At 38.3% G+C, this 16,055-nt stretch carries 19 protein-coding genes; 1 reads left to right on the forward strand and 18 read right to left on the reverse strand.

The window, feature by feature from the left end; all coding sequences use genetic code 11:
* Positions 1 to 2: 2 nt before the first annotated feature.
* Genes NU09_RS06220 through hutH form a run of 18 tightly spaced genes read right to left on the reverse strand, consistent with a single transcriptional unit; the run spans position 3 to position 14,644 of the window.
* Positions 3 to 260, reverse strand: coding sequence for a phosphopantetheine-binding protein (locus NU09_RS06220; RefSeq protein WP_129750412.1), 258 nt, complete (start codon positions 258 to 260; stop codon positions 3 to 5).
* Between the two features lie 2 nt (positions 261 to 262).
* Complete coding sequence (locus NU09_RS06225; RefSeq protein ID WP_129750413.1) at positions 263 to 865, reverse strand: 3-oxoacyl-ACP synthase; 603 nt, start codon at positions 863 to 865, stop codon at positions 263 to 265.
* Positions 855 to 2,003, reverse strand: a complete 1,149-nt coding sequence (locus tag NU09_RS06230; RefSeq protein ID WP_129750414.1) for a beta-ketoacyl-[acyl-carrier-protein] synthase family protein — start codon at positions 2,001 to 2,003, stop codon at positions 855 to 857. The genes NU09_RS06225 and NU09_RS06230 overlap by 11 nt, the downstream gene beginning before the upstream one ends.
* Before the next feature lie 2 nt (positions 2,004 to 2,005).
* Positions 2,006 to 2,452 (reverse strand): acyl-CoA thioesterase, encoded by a 447-nt coding sequence (locus NU09_RS06235; RefSeq protein WP_129750415.1) that lies wholly within the window; start codon positions 2,450 to 2,452, stop codon positions 2,006 to 2,008.
* On the reverse strand, positions 2,427 to 3,710 hold the full coding sequence (locus tag NU09_RS06240) for an ABC transporter permease (RefSeq protein WP_165357672.1): 1,284 nt from the start codon (positions 3,708 to 3,710) through the stop codon (positions 2,427 to 2,429). Before NU09_RS06240 ends, NU09_RS06235 begins: the two co-directional genes overlap by 26 nt.
* A complete protein-coding gene (locus NU09_RS06245) occupies positions 3,703 to 4,458 on the reverse strand; it encodes an ABC transporter ATP-binding protein (RefSeq protein WP_129750416.1) in 756 nt (251 codons plus the stop codon). Before NU09_RS06245 ends, NU09_RS06240 begins: the two co-directional genes overlap by 8 nt.
* Positions 4,459 to 4,464: 6 nt before the next feature.
* Positions 4,465 to 5,460: a BtrH N-terminal domain-containing protein gene (locus tag NU09_RS06250; protein WP_129750417.1), complete on the reverse strand. Its 996-nt coding sequence runs from the start codon at positions 5,458 to 5,460 to the stop codon at positions 4,465 to 4,467.
* Positions 5,461 to 5,464: 4 nt separating this feature from the next.
* The gene (locus NU09_RS06255) at positions 5,465 to 5,866 is read right to left on the reverse strand and encodes a hypothetical protein (protein WP_129750418.1); all 402 of its coding nucleotides are present in this window, start codon (positions 5,864 to 5,866) and stop codon (positions 5,465 to 5,467) included.
* Positions 5,863 to 6,312, reverse strand: a complete 450-nt coding sequence (locus NU09_RS06260; protein WP_129750419.1) for an ABC transporter permease — start codon at positions 6,310 to 6,312, stop codon at positions 5,863 to 5,865. The genes NU09_RS06255 and NU09_RS06260 overlap by 4 nt, the downstream gene beginning before the upstream one ends.
* Before the next feature lie 6 nt (positions 6,313 to 6,318).
* The gene (locus NU09_RS06265; protein WP_129750420.1) at positions 6,319 to 6,744 is read right to left on the reverse strand and encodes a hypothetical protein; all 426 of its coding nucleotides are present in this window, start codon (positions 6,742 to 6,744) and stop codon (positions 6,319 to 6,321) included.
* A 2-nt stretch (positions 6,745 to 6,746) separates the two neighbouring features.
* A complete protein-coding gene (locus tag NU09_RS06270; RefSeq protein WP_129750421.1) occupies positions 6,747 to 7,877 on the reverse strand; it encodes a beta-ketoacyl-ACP synthase III in 1,131 nt (376 codons plus the stop codon).
* A 16-nt stretch (positions 7,878 to 7,893) separates the two neighbouring features.
* Positions 7,894 to 8,805: a dialkylrecorsinol condensing enzyme DarA gene (locus NU09_RS06275; protein ID WP_129750422.1), complete on the reverse strand. Its 912-nt coding sequence runs from the start codon at positions 8,803 to 8,805 to the stop codon at positions 7,894 to 7,896.
* Between the two features lie 48 nt (positions 8,806 to 8,853).
* A complete protein-coding gene (locus tag NU09_RS06280) occupies positions 8,854 to 9,732 on the reverse strand; it encodes a lipid A biosynthesis acyltransferase (protein ID WP_129750423.1) in 879 nt (292 codons plus the stop codon).
* Between the two features lie 6 nt (positions 9,733 to 9,738).
* Positions 9,739 to 9,987, reverse strand: a complete 249-nt coding sequence (locus NU09_RS06285; RefSeq protein ID WP_129750424.1) for an acyl carrier protein — start codon at positions 9,985 to 9,987, stop codon at positions 9,739 to 9,741.
* A gap of 9 nt (positions 9,988 to 9,996) precedes the next feature.
* The gene (locus NU09_RS06290) at positions 9,997 to 11,214 is read right to left on the reverse strand and encodes a beta-ketoacyl-[acyl-carrier-protein] synthase family protein (protein WP_129750425.1); all 1,218 of its coding nucleotides are present in this window, start codon (positions 11,212 to 11,214) and stop codon (positions 9,997 to 9,999) included.
* 17 nt (positions 11,215 to 11,231) lie between these two features.
* Positions 11,232 to 11,963, reverse strand: coding sequence for a 3-oxoacyl-ACP reductase FabG (gene fabG / locus NU09_RS06295; RefSeq protein WP_129750426.1), 732 nt, complete (start codon positions 11,961 to 11,963; stop codon positions 11,232 to 11,234).
* 11 nt (positions 11,964 to 11,974) lie between these two features.
* Positions 11,975 to 13,087 (reverse strand): WG repeat-containing protein, encoded by a 1,113-nt coding sequence (locus tag NU09_RS06300; protein ID WP_129750427.1) that lies wholly within the window; start codon positions 13,085 to 13,087, stop codon positions 11,975 to 11,977.
* A gap of 39 nt (positions 13,088 to 13,126) precedes the next feature.
* The gene (hutH, locus tag NU09_RS06305; RefSeq protein ID WP_129750428.1) at positions 13,127 to 14,644 is read right to left on the reverse strand and encodes a histidine ammonia-lyase; all 1,518 of its coding nucleotides are present in this window, start codon (positions 14,642 to 14,644) and stop codon (positions 13,127 to 13,129) included.
* 130 nt (positions 14,645 to 14,774) lie between these two features.
* Between hutH and NU09_RS06310 the strand changes: the two genes are divergently transcribed.
* Positions 14,775 to 16,034, forward strand: coding sequence for an NAD(P)/FAD-dependent oxidoreductase (locus tag NU09_RS06310; RefSeq protein WP_129750429.1), 1,260 nt, complete (start codon positions 14,775 to 14,777; stop codon positions 16,032 to 16,034).
* Positions 16,035 to 16,055: the final 21 nt, after the last annotated feature.

A 16,055-nucleotide genomic window follows, 5' to 3' on the forward strand; every position in this document is an offset into this window, starting at 1 on the left:
AATTACTTCGTGCGGTTTTCTGTAATGTATGCAGCCATAGTCTCAATAGACTGAAATATAGCCCTTCCCTCTTTAGGATCAGAAAGCTTAATACCATAATCCTTATCTAACATTACGATAAGCTCTAATGCATCAATAGAGTCAAGACCTAATCCGTCACCAAAAAGTGCATCATTATCGTTAATATCTGCAGGCTGTATATCCTCAAGATTTAAAATGGTAATAATTTTCTCTTTCAGTTCCTGTTTTAATGCTTCCATGTTTAACTTAAATATAGTGTTTGTATGTTTTGCGGCGTATGCTCAATAGTTCCGTTTACGGAAACCAGATACACAAACGCCCTGTATTCGTCGTTTAAAAATTCAACCCAGCCACATAATACTTTTGCAGCTTTATCAGTATTTAACAATACTGCTGCATAATTAGCAAAAAATTCCGGATTGAAAGTGTCAAATATAAAGAAACTATTTTCCGTGTATAACTTGTGCTTTATGCTAATCTCTCCCAGACAGATATTAGGCAGAGTATATACAAATACCGCCGGACTTGGGAAATAATTATCCTTATCACTGATGGAATCGTTAAACTTCACATCAGTATCAAGGCTGGATGAAGCATTGGCAAACAAGAGTGCCGTATTTTCATTATCTCCATCCTTAAGCAGTAATTCTGCTGCAAGAAAAGACAGCTTGCTCAAATTATCCATCTTAAAAAACTTAGGATAATCGGTCTCCATATCCCTGTATAACTGTTTGGCAAATTCTGCAAAAGCAGCATCAGGGACATTAAAAATCTCCTGTCCGTTCAGCTTTACCGTATTGTTTTCAATACTGCAATAACCCGATATATACTGCTTACCTGTCATTCTTTATTTTTTGGAATACAACAGCCGTATTACAGCCCCCAAACCCGGAAGCCGTTTTAAGGAAATAATCTACCTGTGTATCTTTATTTTCACGTATTACATTTATAGGCTGTGAAACACCCGGTTCATCGTACCCTAATGAGGTATAAACCCTGTTATGCTTCATAGTTTCTAATCCCATTACCGTTTCTAAAAGCCCCGATGCACCAAGGGTATGCCCATAATAACCTTTAAAACTGTTTACAGGAACCTCGTTAAGTCCTGTCCTGTTAAAGGCTATTGCTTCCATCTCATCATTAAAGGGGGTCGCCGTACCGTGTGCCGATATATATTGTATAGCATCTGCCGATACCTTTGCTTCCTTTAATGCACTCTCTATACTTCTTACCAATCCTTCGCCTGTTCTTGAAGGGCCCGATATATGGTTGGCATCGTTTATTGATCCGTCTCCTGTAATCTTTGCGCTAGCATCATTACTGTCTACAGTTACCAATGCAGCGGCAGCGGCCTCGCCAAGAGTAACGCCTTTTCGGTTCGCCGAATAGGGCCTGCAGGGCTCATCGCTCATTGCCTGGAAAGAATTGAAACCGGCAAGCACAAATTTTGAAACCTCATCACCACTTACTATAAAAGTATGGTCGTAAACTCCTGTCTGAATCATCCTCTTTGCTACAGATACTGCCAGTATGCCCGACACACAGGCATTTGACACCACTATAGGCTGCGAAGTAAAACCAAAGAACCCGGATATGTTTTGTGCCAATCCCTGAAGATATGCTTCTTCAGGAACAGCTTCATTATGTTGTAACGCAGTTATATTACCCTTTGTGGTAGATAATATAAATGCTGTTTTATCAGTAAGCTCTATTCCCGCTTTTTGCACAACAGGATACAATGCCAGCAGCATCATTTTCTCAAGTCGTGTATAACTGTTTCCATTGCTTATTGCAACAAAGGCAGCATTGAGTTTTTCATCGTCAATAGCTCCCGAGTAAAAAGGCGCATCCATTAATGCCGGATTATCCTGCCTGCTTATACCCGACATGCCTTTTTCAAGGGCATGCACATTACTTTCCACATCAAATCCTAACGGAGTGACACAGTTAGTATGGCTTATATAAACACTTCTTAAATCCATTATTATATCAGTCCGACTTTACTTCTCCATTCCTCAAAAAACGGAGGATAGTTAAGCTGCATTATCCCTTCACTGTTTAAAAATACCTGTATGGTTTCTCCTGTACAGGCAATATTGTTATCTGCATCAAATATCTTATACCTGAAAATCATTTTGGCAGCAGGAGTATCTACAATAGTAGTCTCTATCCTAAAAACGTCGCCGTACTTTAAAGGCAGCTTATGCTCACAGCTTGATTTGACAATAGGTGTAGTATAACCGTGGCTATGGATATCCAGATAGCTAATACCATGCTGCCTGCCAAAAGCTTCACGCCCATCTTCAAAATAAGTTATGTAGTAGCCGTGCCATACAATTCCCAGCGGATCTGTTTCATTAAAACGAACCCTTACTTCCTGAGTAACCGTTAGCGCCTCTGCTTCCTTATACTGCTCTTTTCTTTTCATCATAAAAAATTGATACTGCCGTCATTATCAGGAAAAACAGCAGTAATAACCCTAGATAGGGCAAAATTCCTATTATTGTATATTTTCTTAAAAGCACATCATAAAATGCTTCAAGCCCCCAGTTCATAGGAGATATTTTAGCGATATGCTGCATTATTTTCGGCATTGCAAAAACAGGCACCCATACACCGCCTATAGCTGCAAGTATAACCACCGAAGTAGCTCCAAACGGCGCCGACTGTTCCTGAGTTTTTGCCACAGTACCCAGTAATATACCAAAGCCTACAGCTGCAAGGCCACTAAAAAGTGCAACAACACTCATTAGTGCAAAAGTACCGTCCAACTCTAAAGGGGACAGCCCTATTTTTGGGAATACATACATCCCTACAGCCAGCATTAAGTAAAACTGAAGCATGCAGATAATAAGGTAAGTAATGGTTTTACCCCCTATCACGGTTGCATAGCTCACAGGGTTTGTTCTTAATCTTACATTAGTCCCCTGACTTTTTTCCTTAACTATATTTATAGATAATGGCACTACAATAAAAAATATAGCAAACAGTGTCCAGGCAGGTACATTATGCTGTGTAGAGTTTGGTACCATTTCCTTGTTATCAAACATAGGTACAATCTCCTTAAAACTTATGTAGCTTTCCTGATTAAACGCTGCAACACTTTCTTCACCCAGTTGCTCAGTAAAAGCATTATAGATTGTTTTGGTTTCTATTTGCGAAATCATTTTATCTATGGTGCTTTTTACTGCTGTTTTAAATGCCGTTTGCGAAGCCGGGTCAAAATACAATCTCACCTCTTTTGGAGCTTCCTTTTTTACAGAAGGCTCTACGGCAACCGTATCCTCTTCCATAACACCCTGCATTATGCTGGTTACATTCTCTTCTACTTTTTCCTTAAGCCCTTCGCTAAGCTTCTCCGGTATTATTATGGCTAATTGATAGTCGCCGTCAAATACTTTCTCTTTAGCAAAGGCCTCATCAATCGATTTCCCGCCCTGAGAGGTAATAACCTCAAACGAATTGCTCTCTCCAAGATTTTTCTTAATCAGTTCAGATACTTCTCCCTTATCGTTATCCACAAGAAGTATCGGGATCTTGGTTTCGGTCGCTGTCTTAAATGTACTGTCCTGTATAAGCGTTATGGTAATAATAAGTACCAGCGGCATAACAAAAAGTATAACCAGCCCTCCAGCATCACGCTTAAGCAAAAGCACTTCCTTATATATGGACATCCATAGCTTATACATGGTCTCTTAAGGCTTTACCGGTTAATGAAAGGAACACATCTTCAAGAGTATGTGCGTTATGAGTAAGTTCTATTATTTCCTGCGGAGTACCTTTAATCATTATCTCACCATTATCAATAATGGCAATATGACTGCACAAATCCTGCGCTTCTGCCAAATGATGTGAGGTATAGATAATGGTAGTTCCGCTTTGGTTTACCTGTTTTAAATATTCTATAATAACCGCTTTAGAATGTACATCTACCCCTACGGTAGGCTCATCTAAAAACAGTACAGACGGTTCATGTAACTGCCCTGCCAAAAGATTGATTCTTCTTTTCATACCACCTGAAAAAGTGTCGATTTTTTTATCGGCAAACTTTAAAAGGCCCAGATAATCCAGTGAGTCATTTATCTTTTGCTTTAACGCCTTTCCTTTAAGGCCATACATATTGCCAAAGTACATAAGATTTTCGCGGGCGGTAAGTGTAGGATACAAAGCATATTCCTGCGGAACCACACCCATAATCTTTTTTATGGCATGTGCATCGTTGCTGTACTTGTAGCCATTAATGGTAAAATCCCCCGATGTGGGTTTTATGAGTCCGCATAGCATAGAAATAAGTGTCGTCTTACCGGCTCCGTTAGGGCCCAGCAAACCGAATATTTCTCCCTTGTTAATCTGCAAAGACAAATTATTAACCGAATATACATCGGCATTCTTATACTTTTTAGAAAGGGATTGTATTTCTATTATAGGATCTGTCATTACAGCTTAAATACTTTTTCTTAATTTTTTAAAGAATACCTCTTCTTTATCAGCAATCGTGTTTAACTGGTCTGCCAGTAGATTATATACATCAGGCTGAGAGCTGCGCTTTTTATAAACCCTTGCTGCCTCAACGGCAAAGTCGCGCCACATATCGCCTATTTGAGTCATTTCAAAAGAAAGTTCCTTTAGTTTAGGGTTATCCAAAACCACCGATGCTTCCTGTAAGAATGCCGCATATATAAACCTGAAGCCTCCGCCTCCGGTACCTATCTCTTCCTGCATACGCACAATTTGCGCCAGGTAATGATTCGCTTTTTTAACGCCATGCTTTAAAGGCCATTTTTTTATCTGCTTTGCCACAAGCCTTATTCCCCTTATTCCTATAATAGGAACAGGAGCAAGCATATCGCGACAGGTAGTTTTAATGGCTGTGGTTATTGCCTTTTTAAAATCAAGGTCTTTTGGTATGTGTATAGGATAATACATTTGTCCTTTTGGTGCAAAAGCCCCTTTGGCAAACCTTACCCTGTCAAGATCCTGTGCAGAAAGTGTGGTTACGGTTTCCATAACCGGATCACTTATCAGGTAATCGTTACCTTCTTTTCCATACACCACAAGGTTGTGGGCATTAAAGTGAAAGCGGTAATCATCAGGAAAATAGGTAAGGTTATATACCCCTACCTGCAATCCCGAAGGAATATTGCTTTTAAGGTTATTGTCTAATGCCGCTACGGCAGACTGTGACCCTGAAAATTTTTGTCTTTTTATTTTTATACCTAACCTTTTTGCAACCTTACCAAAGATAGCCCCTGGCAATGGCCTGTAGCTAAAAGCGGGTGCATGATTTACTTTAATAAATGGAAGGTAAACAAAAAACAGGCCCGAACCGATACCAAAAATCATAGGTTCGCTTATGTTAAGCCCGTTATGCTTTAATAAGTTTGATGCAACACCATTCTCGCAATGTGCAGACTGGTAGTGCTTAAAGTCAGTCTTCATTATATCAGCCCTTAAAATTTTTTAGTTCCTGTAGCGTTATCGAAAAAGCATCTGCATATTTGTTAAGCATCCTGTCGCTTAATTTCTTAAACACATGCGGCTTAAAATGTCTTTTAACCCTCCATTGCCATATCCCTGCATAACCTGCCAGGATACCTGTATCCATTTTGTTGAGTTCCATAAAATATACTATAGGACTCACTTCTCCTTTTACAACCTGTTGCCTTGCGGCTTCGGTACGTTCTTTAATATCTTCAATAGCATTATTTAGTGCAATGGTTTTTGGCTCCCATCCTGCACTTAATGCTGTTTTGTAATTACCGTTCTCATCTGTGGCATAACACAGCTCTCGCATGTTTACCGTTTCCAGATTGCTCTTATCCTGTGGTACTTCGCTCTCTTTCATCGTTGCTGAATAAATAAGTTAATATCTCCTTCTAAAAGCAATGTCTCGCCATTATAAGTAGTGCATTGCATAGTACAGGTAGTGTAAGTACCCATATCAAAGCTCGACTGCAGTACCGCGGTTGTAGTAATCTCAGTACCTACCTTTGGCAAGGCGTATATCTTTACACTTTTTATAGAACTTATAAACCCTATCACCCTTACTCCCGGTATATCTTCACCCTCCTCGTTTACAAAATAAGAACTTCCTACAATGGCAGAACAGGTTTGGGCAGCATTCTCGACAAGACCTGCTTCAACAAACTGACCATTTTCAACAAAAATATTGTCTTCGGCTATAGTGAATATGGTCTTTACATTTTCATGATCCATAGAAACAATAAGATCTACCATTAACATGGGAGTTCTGTGCGGCAGGTACTTTTGTATTTCTATAGTGTTAGCCATAACTATTTATTTTGCAAGTACGGTTTTCATTTGTGCAGAGGCAATCTGCACTCCGTTTCTTTTTGTAATTATATCAACAAGGGTAATCCCCATAAATTCCTGTATAACCTTTACTTCGGTAACCAGCTCCTCTCCGGCAAGCGGAAGCTCAAGTACTTCTACATCCTTTACAGAACCTATATACCCTGTTGGTGCAGGTTCTTTTTTAAGATAAAACTGGTAACCCGTATATAATGCTACCGATTGGGCCATATGCTCTATAATACCCGATTCTACAAACTTTCCTTCCTGAACAAAAATATTATCGTTAGGAATTGTAAGTCCGGCTATTATATTGTTTTCCTCAAAAAACAGCAGTTTATCTACCATCACAAAAGGAGCCTTTTGTGGTATAAGACTTTCAACTAAGCTTTTTTCCAGAATTGATCCCATAATTAGCAAACGGTTAAATAAGCAATTGAGTAGGTAAACCTACCACTTTCAGGTACTATAAGTAACAGCTTCTGGCCTTTTTTAAGTTTACCTGAAGCCATAATCTCCTCTATCATAAGGTATATTGAGGCAGAGCCTACGTTACCTACGGTACTTAGGTTCATAAACCACTTATCATTTGGCAGGTCAATACCCTCTTCTAACAGAGCGTCGTATAAGCGGGTCGCAAAAAAGTTTGACGACACGTGCGGTAATAAATAATCTACTTCACTGTCACTCACACCATGCTTATCTAAAGCAGTTTTTGTACTTTTTGCTCCCAGCTTCAATACATGTTTTTCAAGCAGTTTTACATCCTGCTTTACGGCAAAAACCGATTGTTTAAGCCACTCTTCGGCTTGATAATCCTGCCATGGTTTTATATTTCCGTCGTCCAGCTTATCCCCTCCTGCATACATACATGCTTCCAGTTCATGGGCATAAGAGAAGGATTCCATCCATTCTATCTTTAAAGAAACGTTGCCTGCAGGCTCATTTTCTAAAAGTAAAGCCCCTGCACCGTCTGATAACATCCATCTTAGAAAATCTTTCTTGAATGCTATTATAGGCTGCTCTTCAAGATTTTTAAGGTTTATGACTTCGTTATTGAATTTATCGGCAAGCATCCATGTTGAAGACCTTTCAGACCCTGTGCAAACCGCATTTATTGTATTTCCTGATTTAACCGATAAAAATCCGTATTTAAGCGCATTCATACCGGCACAGCATACACCCGAAGATGAATTAAGCTCTAAAGAACGATTGTCCATAAGGCCATGCACCATTGCAGCATGCGACGGAAAAAGATTATCTGGTGACGACGTACCGCATGAAAGCAGTTCTACATCATTTTTAGTAAAGCGGCTGTCATACAGCTGCTCTATCGCAAGGTGTGTTAATTGTGCGTTATTATGGGTAATAACACCATCTTTAATTGCGTAATATCTTGAAGTTATTCCATTATTCCTTAACACTATTCTTCTTGCCTTTGAGGCAGTATCGTTTATCATGCCGAGTATGTCTTCCATCTCGTCATTAGAAACTGCATCATTTGGCAAATATTTACCTGCCTTTGTTATATAAACATTAAACATAGTATTCTGGGTGATTTTATACGCTTTGTACGGTTTTAAAATATTTTACCGTTTTCTTTATTTTATTTATTTTAAAAGGATAAGTAATCAGGTGCAATATATATACAATTGGCGATATAACCCATATAGCCAATACTAAATAGACCACAAATACTTTAAGCCATTTTTTTCGGGTATTGGCACGCTTTATTATAAAAGCCGACCATTTACTGAATATGAAATTCCCTTTTTTATCTACTGCAACAAGATACGGACTAACCCTTACGGCATCCTGTGCCAATAGCTTTTCCTGCAAATCATCATAATGATTGTTTTGCAGTGCCTGCCCTATGGTATGCCCAAATTTTTGTGATTCTTCTATATCTTTTTGTGACACTCCCGGTAAAGGGAAAATGCCAAGATGTTTTTCTTTCTTTCCGCTAAACATCCACTCTACAATGGTAATAACACTTATAAGGTTACCTACACGGTCTACAAGTGCTATATTTCCTTTTAGCAAAGCACCGTTTTCTTTAAGCAATGTCTTGATTTTTTCCTGTGCCAGAAACCACATATTGCGGCTACCGCTTATGGTAACTACCGGCACACTCTGCAACAGCTGTTTTGCCTGAGGGCTTTTGAGGAAAGAATTTGCCGGGATAGACGGCGAGAGGAACCAAACCTGATAATGAAACAAAACCAGGTCGTATTTTTTATCTAAAATTTCCTGAGATACAGGCTTTATTTGTGCGGGTATCTGTAGAAAAGATTCCGGAAAAACATCAAAAAAAGACTCCTTTACCCAAGGGAAAGGAAAAGGTTTTTCCATCTCGATACAATAAAAGGAAACATTTACGTCCTGCATAGCCTCCAGCGGCTCGGTTATAGCATCGGCTATTTCCTTAAGCTGCCCTGACTGGGAGAAATAAACTACGAGAACATTTTTCATCTAATTGTTGTTTATAATAAAAACAAATACTGTTTTATTATCCTGATTTTATTTAAACGCTTTCCAAAAATCAAAATAATTAAACCATTGCAACGGATATTTCTCTATCATAGACTCTACACTCTTAACATAAGTTGCAAGCAGCCCCTGTGCATCCCTGTGCTTTACTTCGGCTTCCCTTGCATACAAATGATAATGCAGGTTTTTCTCCTTCATTACATAAACAAAAACTACCGGAACCTTAAGCCTTGAGGCTATAACAAACGGTCCGGCAGGGAAATTAGCTTCTTTCCCTAAAAAAGGTTCTGTTAAAAACTTAACCCCTTCAAAATAACGATCGCCCGTAAGGCAAATAAGCTCATTATTACTCAGCGCATTATTAATATCATAAATATGCGACAAATCTTCCTTTATAAGGATAAACTTTATTTTAGAATGGGTTGAAATACTGTCAAGATATTCTTTTATGGCCTGATGCTCCATATCTGTAGTTACCAGATTAATCCGGAACTGATCACCAAGCTCAGAAAAGAAATACTCCGCGATTTCAAAATTCCCAATATGTGCACTTATAAGCACGCCTCCCTGCTTTTTGGCAAGGAGTTCTTTTAATGTTTCTACACCGTCAAACTCATAGGTAAACTTATCCCGTAAACCGGCAGATATAGCTGTTTTATCTATAAGTATTTGTCCAAAAGTATAATAACTCCAAAAAACCAATTTTTTAGCTTTTCTACGTGAATAGCCAAGCCTTTCATGGAAATAATAAAAAGTAGTTTTATTTGTTTTCCAAAGGAATAAAAAATAGTATGTGGCAACAAAATAAAGAACAAAGTAGGAGGTCCTTACACCAAAGTTCCTGATACAAAACACGAAGATTTTATACCCAAGAAGATTACCTTTAGATTTACCATCCCACTCACTCATATACTGTTATTTAGCTTTTATCTTATTTTCTATAAGATCGTAAAAGTTTTGAAATGTAGAAATACCTACAAAATCAGCTTCACCAAGTTTTACACCAAAGTTAGACTCTACAGTAACAACCAGGTCTACATAATCCAGGCTGTCAAGTCCCAGAGTATCTTTTAAAACTGCATCAGGTGTTATAACATCTGCATCAACCTCAAACTCATCGATTAAAAAATCATTAATCTTCTCAATAATTACTGATTTCTCCATATATAATTTTTATACTTTTTTTACTATTAAAGCCGAATTTGTACCTCCAAACCCAAATGAATTCGACAAAAATATATTAATTTCCTTATTAATCACAGAAGACGCCAAATTTAATTTAGCCGAGTCTTCATCACCTTTTTCAAAGTTAATATTAGGCGCAATAAACGAATTTTGCATCATCAAAATTGAATATATAACCTCACTTGCACCTGCCATCCAGCACTCATGTCCTGTCATAGATTTGGTAGAGCTTACATACGGCTTATTACCAAATATCTCATAGATAGCTTTAGCCTCATTGGCATCTCCAACAGGTGTAGATGTGGCATGTGCATTTATGTAATCTATATCTTCTGCTTTAACGCCCGATTGCTCAATCGCTTTACGCATTGCACTTGCAGGACCCTCAACATTTGGTGTAGAGATATGGCCTCCGTTTGAAGAGAAACCATAACCAATAATTTCGGCTAAAATAGGGGCTCCTCTTTTTACTGCCGACTCATAGCTCTCCAAAACAAGTGTTGCACCTCCACCACTTGGTACTAAACCGTTGCGTGATGCATCAAACGGCCTTGATGCCTTGGTAGGTTCTGCCTCATCGGGAGAAAACACGCCCAAGCCGTCAAAACTACCCATTGCATATTTATTGATTTCCTGAGCACCTCCGCAAATAATACAATCCTGTAAACCGCTTTTAATAAGGTGGTAGCCCATACCCAATGAGTGCGATCCGCTGGCGCAGGCTGCACTTACTGTCATGTTAATACCCCTTAGCCTGAAAATGGTAGAAAGGTTCATGGTTACGGTAGAGTTCATAGACTTAAATATAGCTCCAGAACCTATTAATGCCGTATCTTTCTTTTCCCTGATAATATCGGTAGCGTCTATAATAGCTTTAGAAACACTATCATTTCCATATAATATCCCTACCTCGTTTTTATCAAGAAAATCGTCGTCTATACCTGCCTGTTTTAAGGCTTGTATGGTTGCCATATAAGCATACTCGGTCTCTTCGCCTATACTTATACGCTGACGCCTGTTTAATAAATCCTTAAGCTCGGGTTTTGGAACCAAGCCCGTTAGGGCCGACCTAAAACCAAATTCTTTTCTTTCTTCATCATACTGAATTCCGGACTTCCCGTTATATAAAGAGTTCTTCACCTCTTCTAACGAAGTTCCAATACAGGAATAAATTCCCATTCCGGTAACTACTACTCTTCTTTCCATGTTATAATTTGGTTGCGTTAAGAATATATACCTCCGTTAATATTTATTACCTCACCTGTTATATAGCCTGCTTTTCTTGAAGCAAGGAAGCTAACCAGGTCTGCCACCTCATCTGCTTCTCCAAAACGGTTTGCAGGAACCAGCTTAACCAGTTCTTTTTCATCCAGCTCTCCGGTCATATCTGTTTTTATAAAGCCAGGAGCAACAGCATTAACCGTAATATTACGTTTTGCCACTTCCTGAGCCAGTGCTTTAGTAGCTGCAACAACAGCTCCTTTTGCAGCAGAATAGTTGGTTTGCCCCGGTGTTCCTTTTACTCCCGAAACCGAAACCATATTTATAATCCTGCCATATTTGTTACGCAACAGTTTTTGTATAAAAAAGCTGGTAACATGGTAAAAGCCGTTAAGGCTGGTATTAATAACCTGAGACCAGTCGTCTTGAGACATCCACATAAAAAGGCCATCTCTTGTTATGCCTGCATTATTAACTATTACCTCTACAATTGCATCAGGATTATTATCCTGCCATTCCTGCAATACATTTTTAACTTCGTTGGCATTGGCCACATCAAATTTCAGTATTTCACCTGTTGCCCCGTTTTCAATTACCTTTTGTAAGGTTTCTTCGGCGGCTGCCAGATTAGACTGGTAATTGATAAGAATATGGTAATCGCTGTCTGCTGCCAGTTTTTGGCAAATAGCACGACCTATTCCTCTTGAACCACCTGTAACTAATGCACACTTCATAATTATATTTTCTATTGTTTAAACAATTCGGCGTTATCAAACCACTGACCTCCAAAGAGCTGGCCTTTAGTGTCTAAAAAGCCCCATTTCTTGTTACTATTTTTAACCTTGGCCAGGCCGTTTATAAAGCCTTTTTGCTCTTTACCAAAAATAGAACCAATAGATGCAGCTGTTATATCATATTCGGTTGGGATTATTATTTTACCTGTTGTATCTATAAAGCCCCAGCTTTTTAATTTTACGGGAGCAAGTCCGTCTTCACTAAAAACTTCGGCATCATTATATACGGCATCTATAACCAGGTTACCCGAAGTATTTACATAACCCCATTTTTTACCTACCAAAACCGGAGCCAGATTTTTAGAAAAAGCTTTTACCTTATCAAACTTGGGCTCTATTACCCAGTTTCCATTAGTATCTATAAAACCTATTTTTTTATCTTTTCTGGCATAAGTGATATCCTGAGTATGGAAATCCCAAATCTTATCTACACCTTCAATAGCTTTAAAATTCCCTGCTGCTATTATGCCAAAAGCATCTCCGCTTTTTGCCCAGGTAATGTTTTTGTATAAATTACCTATTTCTTCATACTGTAACTCAACAACAACTTTTCCGGTTTTGTCTATAATACCCCATTTGCCATCATTTTTTACACGGGCATAATCGCCTTCAAACGATTTTATAACGTCATATTTATAATCAACAATAACAGCACATTTGGCATTCATCAATCCTACCTTCTCACCTTTGCGTATTATGGCTACACCATCCTCAAAATCATAATACTTATCTGTAGCAGGAGTCTCTACGGCTTCGCCTTTTTTATTAATGTAAAAACGTTTTCTGTCTTTAGACACTACACAAAAGCCGCTGTTAAAACACTCTACATCATCAAAACCGGCAGGAATTACCAGCTCTCCGTTAGTATTGATAAAACCCCACTTACCACCAACACTTACCGGAGCAAGCCCATCTGAAAAATCTTTGGCTTTATCATACTGTGGTTTTATGGCAAACTCACCTTTTTTATTTAAGTAACCTACCTTACCATCCAGCCTTACCAGTGCCAGTTGTGCAAAGGCAAACTGGGTACAAAACAAAAGAATAAGAACAATTTTTTTCATGGGTGTGTAAATTAAGGTCTGTGATTGTTTTTTTAATATCTATTTCATAAGATATTCCTTAATATCCTTTACATAAGGGTACAAAGGTCTGTCATCTGACATTACAGGGAATATCGCTTTAATATCATTATATAGTTTTGCAGTAGCAGGCGAAACTTTGTCTTTATAGCCCAGGGCATCTATACCCTGAACAATTGCCATTGCTTCTATAGCCAATACCTCATAAGCATTTTCTACAGTTTTTGCCGTTAACAGGGCTGCATTAGTACCCATGCTAACTATGTCCTGATTGTCATTATTATTAGGTATGCTGTGCACATACATAGAGTTAGACAGCATTTGGTTTTCGGCTGTGGTGGAAACAGCTGTAAACTGCACTCCCTGAAGGCCAAAGTTAAATCCTAATTTGCCAAGATTTACAAATGGAGGCAACAGCTCATTAATTTTAGCATTCATCAGGTAGTTTAACTGGCGCTCTGCAAGCATCGATAATTTTGTAACTACCAGCCTTAGCTTATCCATTTCAAGCGATATATAATCTCCGTGAAAGTTTCCGCCATGATATACCTGCCTGTTCTTAACATCTATAATAGGATTATCGTTTGCTGAGTTAATCTCGTTTTCAAGAACCTCAGCGGCATTTTCTATAGTAGTAAGTACTGGCCCCAGTATTTGAGGTACACAGCGCAGGGAGTAATATTCCTGTACTTTTTCCTTAAATACGATTTCGTTATTTTCTCCCTTATAAAGATGGTCTTCTCTTTTCCTTATCAGTTGGCTTCCTTCAAGATGTTCCCTCATCCTGTTAGCCACTTCCTGCTGTGCCTTGTGTAATTTAGCACCATTAAGTTCCTGAGACAAATGATCATCATAAGCCCTAACCATCTCATTAATGGCAGCAGAAAATTTAAGAGACCAGTCTAAAAGTTTTTTAGCATTGGCTAGGTTAACAACACCTATTCCCGTCATTACCGATGTACCATTCATAAGTGCTAACCCTTCACGTATTTCTACATGAATAGGCTGTAGCCCTTCGGCAGCAAAAACTTCTGAAGTTGCTTTTCGCTCACCTTTATAGAAAACTTCGCCTTCACCTATAAGCACAAGGGCTAAATGTGCAAGCTGCACTAAATCTCCGCTGGCTCCCACACCGCCATGCTCAAATATAAGCGGGGTGATATCTCTGTTTAGTAATTCCTGCATTAAGTGAATTACAGAAGGATGTACTCCCGAGTTACCTAATGCCAGTGTATTTAGACGCGCCAGTATAGCCGATTTTACAAAAACAGGTGATAAAACCTTCCCTGTCCCCGACGAATGACTTCTTATTAAATTGTATTGTAACTGTACCCTGTCTTTATCCTCAATACGGTATTGGGCCATAGGACCAAAACCTGTTGTAACACCATATATTATTTTATTAGCCGAGAATTCCTTTAAGAAATCGAAACTTTGAGAAACTCTTTCAAGTACTTCTGCACTAACCTCAACCGTTTCATTTCCAAAAATGAAAGATTCAAATTGTTCCAGGCTTAAATATTGGCTTATCTTACTCATTTATCAAATAAATTATTTTTATTCTGTAAAAGCAACACTTTTGTTTTGAATAACCAAATTGTCTTTTAATTTTACAGGGGCTACAAATGTAGAAATTTTTAAGAAAAATTTAAGACACATAAAAACTTATATGCTAAAACAACAAACAGATGTACTTATTATTGGTGCAGGACCTTCAGGATGTGTAGCGGCTTCATACTTACATAACAATAACATAAAGGTAAAAGTAGTTGAAAAGTCTAAATTTCCACGATTTGTTATTGGAGAGAGTCTTATACCTAGAGTAATGGACCATTTTGAGGAAGCAGGACTTCTTGAAAGCCTTAAAACCATGAATTTTGAAAAAAAATTTGGTGCCCGATTTATAAGAGGTGAAGAAATATGTGAATTTGATTTTAGCGAAAAATTTGGTGAAGGCTGGGACTGGACCTGGCAGGTACCTCGTGCAGATTTTGACAACACTCTGGCTCAGGAAGTAATAAACAAAGGAATTGATCTTGAATTTGAAAGCGAAGTACTTAATGTTGTTTTTAATGAAGACGGTTCCTCTATAACAACAGTAAAAAACAAAGACGGAGATATAAGTGAAATACATGCCCGTTTTATAATAGACTCCAGCGGATACGGCCGTGTGCTGCCAAGAATATTAAAACTTGACGCTCCCTCTTCCATACCGGAGAACTCATCTCTCTTTAGCCATGTAAAAGACATTAACAGGCCTGAAGGACGTGAAGGTGTTTTAATATCTTTTGACATCTTAGAAACAAAGGTGTGGCTATGGGTAATACCATTTTCTAACGGCAACACCAGTATTGGGGTAGTTGGTCCTACTTCTTTTATAAACTCTTTGGGAGGCAGTAATGCCGAGGCTCTTAAAGCAGTAATTAACAGGTCTGATTTTTACCGTGAACGTTTTAAAGATGTAGACTTTTTATTTGAGCCTCATAAAATTGAAAACTATTCGTGTTCTGTAACTAAATTATGTGGTCCGGGCTTTACCTTAACAGGAAACAGTTCTGAGTTTTTAGATCCGGTATTCTCCTCAGGAGTATGTTTTGCAACCGAATCGGGGATGCTTTCGGCTAAATTATTCCTTAAGGAATTACAGGGTGAAAAAGTAGACTGGGACAAAGAATATACAGAATACATGAAATATGGTGTAAATGTATTTGCCACTTATGTAAAAGAATGGTACACCGGAAACCTGCAAACATTGTTTTTCCATAGGCCGGAAAATCCGGATGTTAAGAAGAAAATATGCGCCGTATTGGCAGGGTATGTATGGAATAAGGAAAATCCGTTTGTAAAAAAACATGCTCATGTAATTAAAAATATGGCTTATATGTTAGAAATGGGCAAAACAATGGATGAGGAATCTTACGATAATTAAAATTTAAATTTTTATACATAA

The organism is Flavobacterium beibuense (assembly GCF_004151245.1).
Taxonomy (GTDB): Bacteria; Bacteroidota; Bacteroidia; order Flavobacteriales; family Flavobacteriaceae; genus Flavobacterium; species Flavobacterium beibuense_A.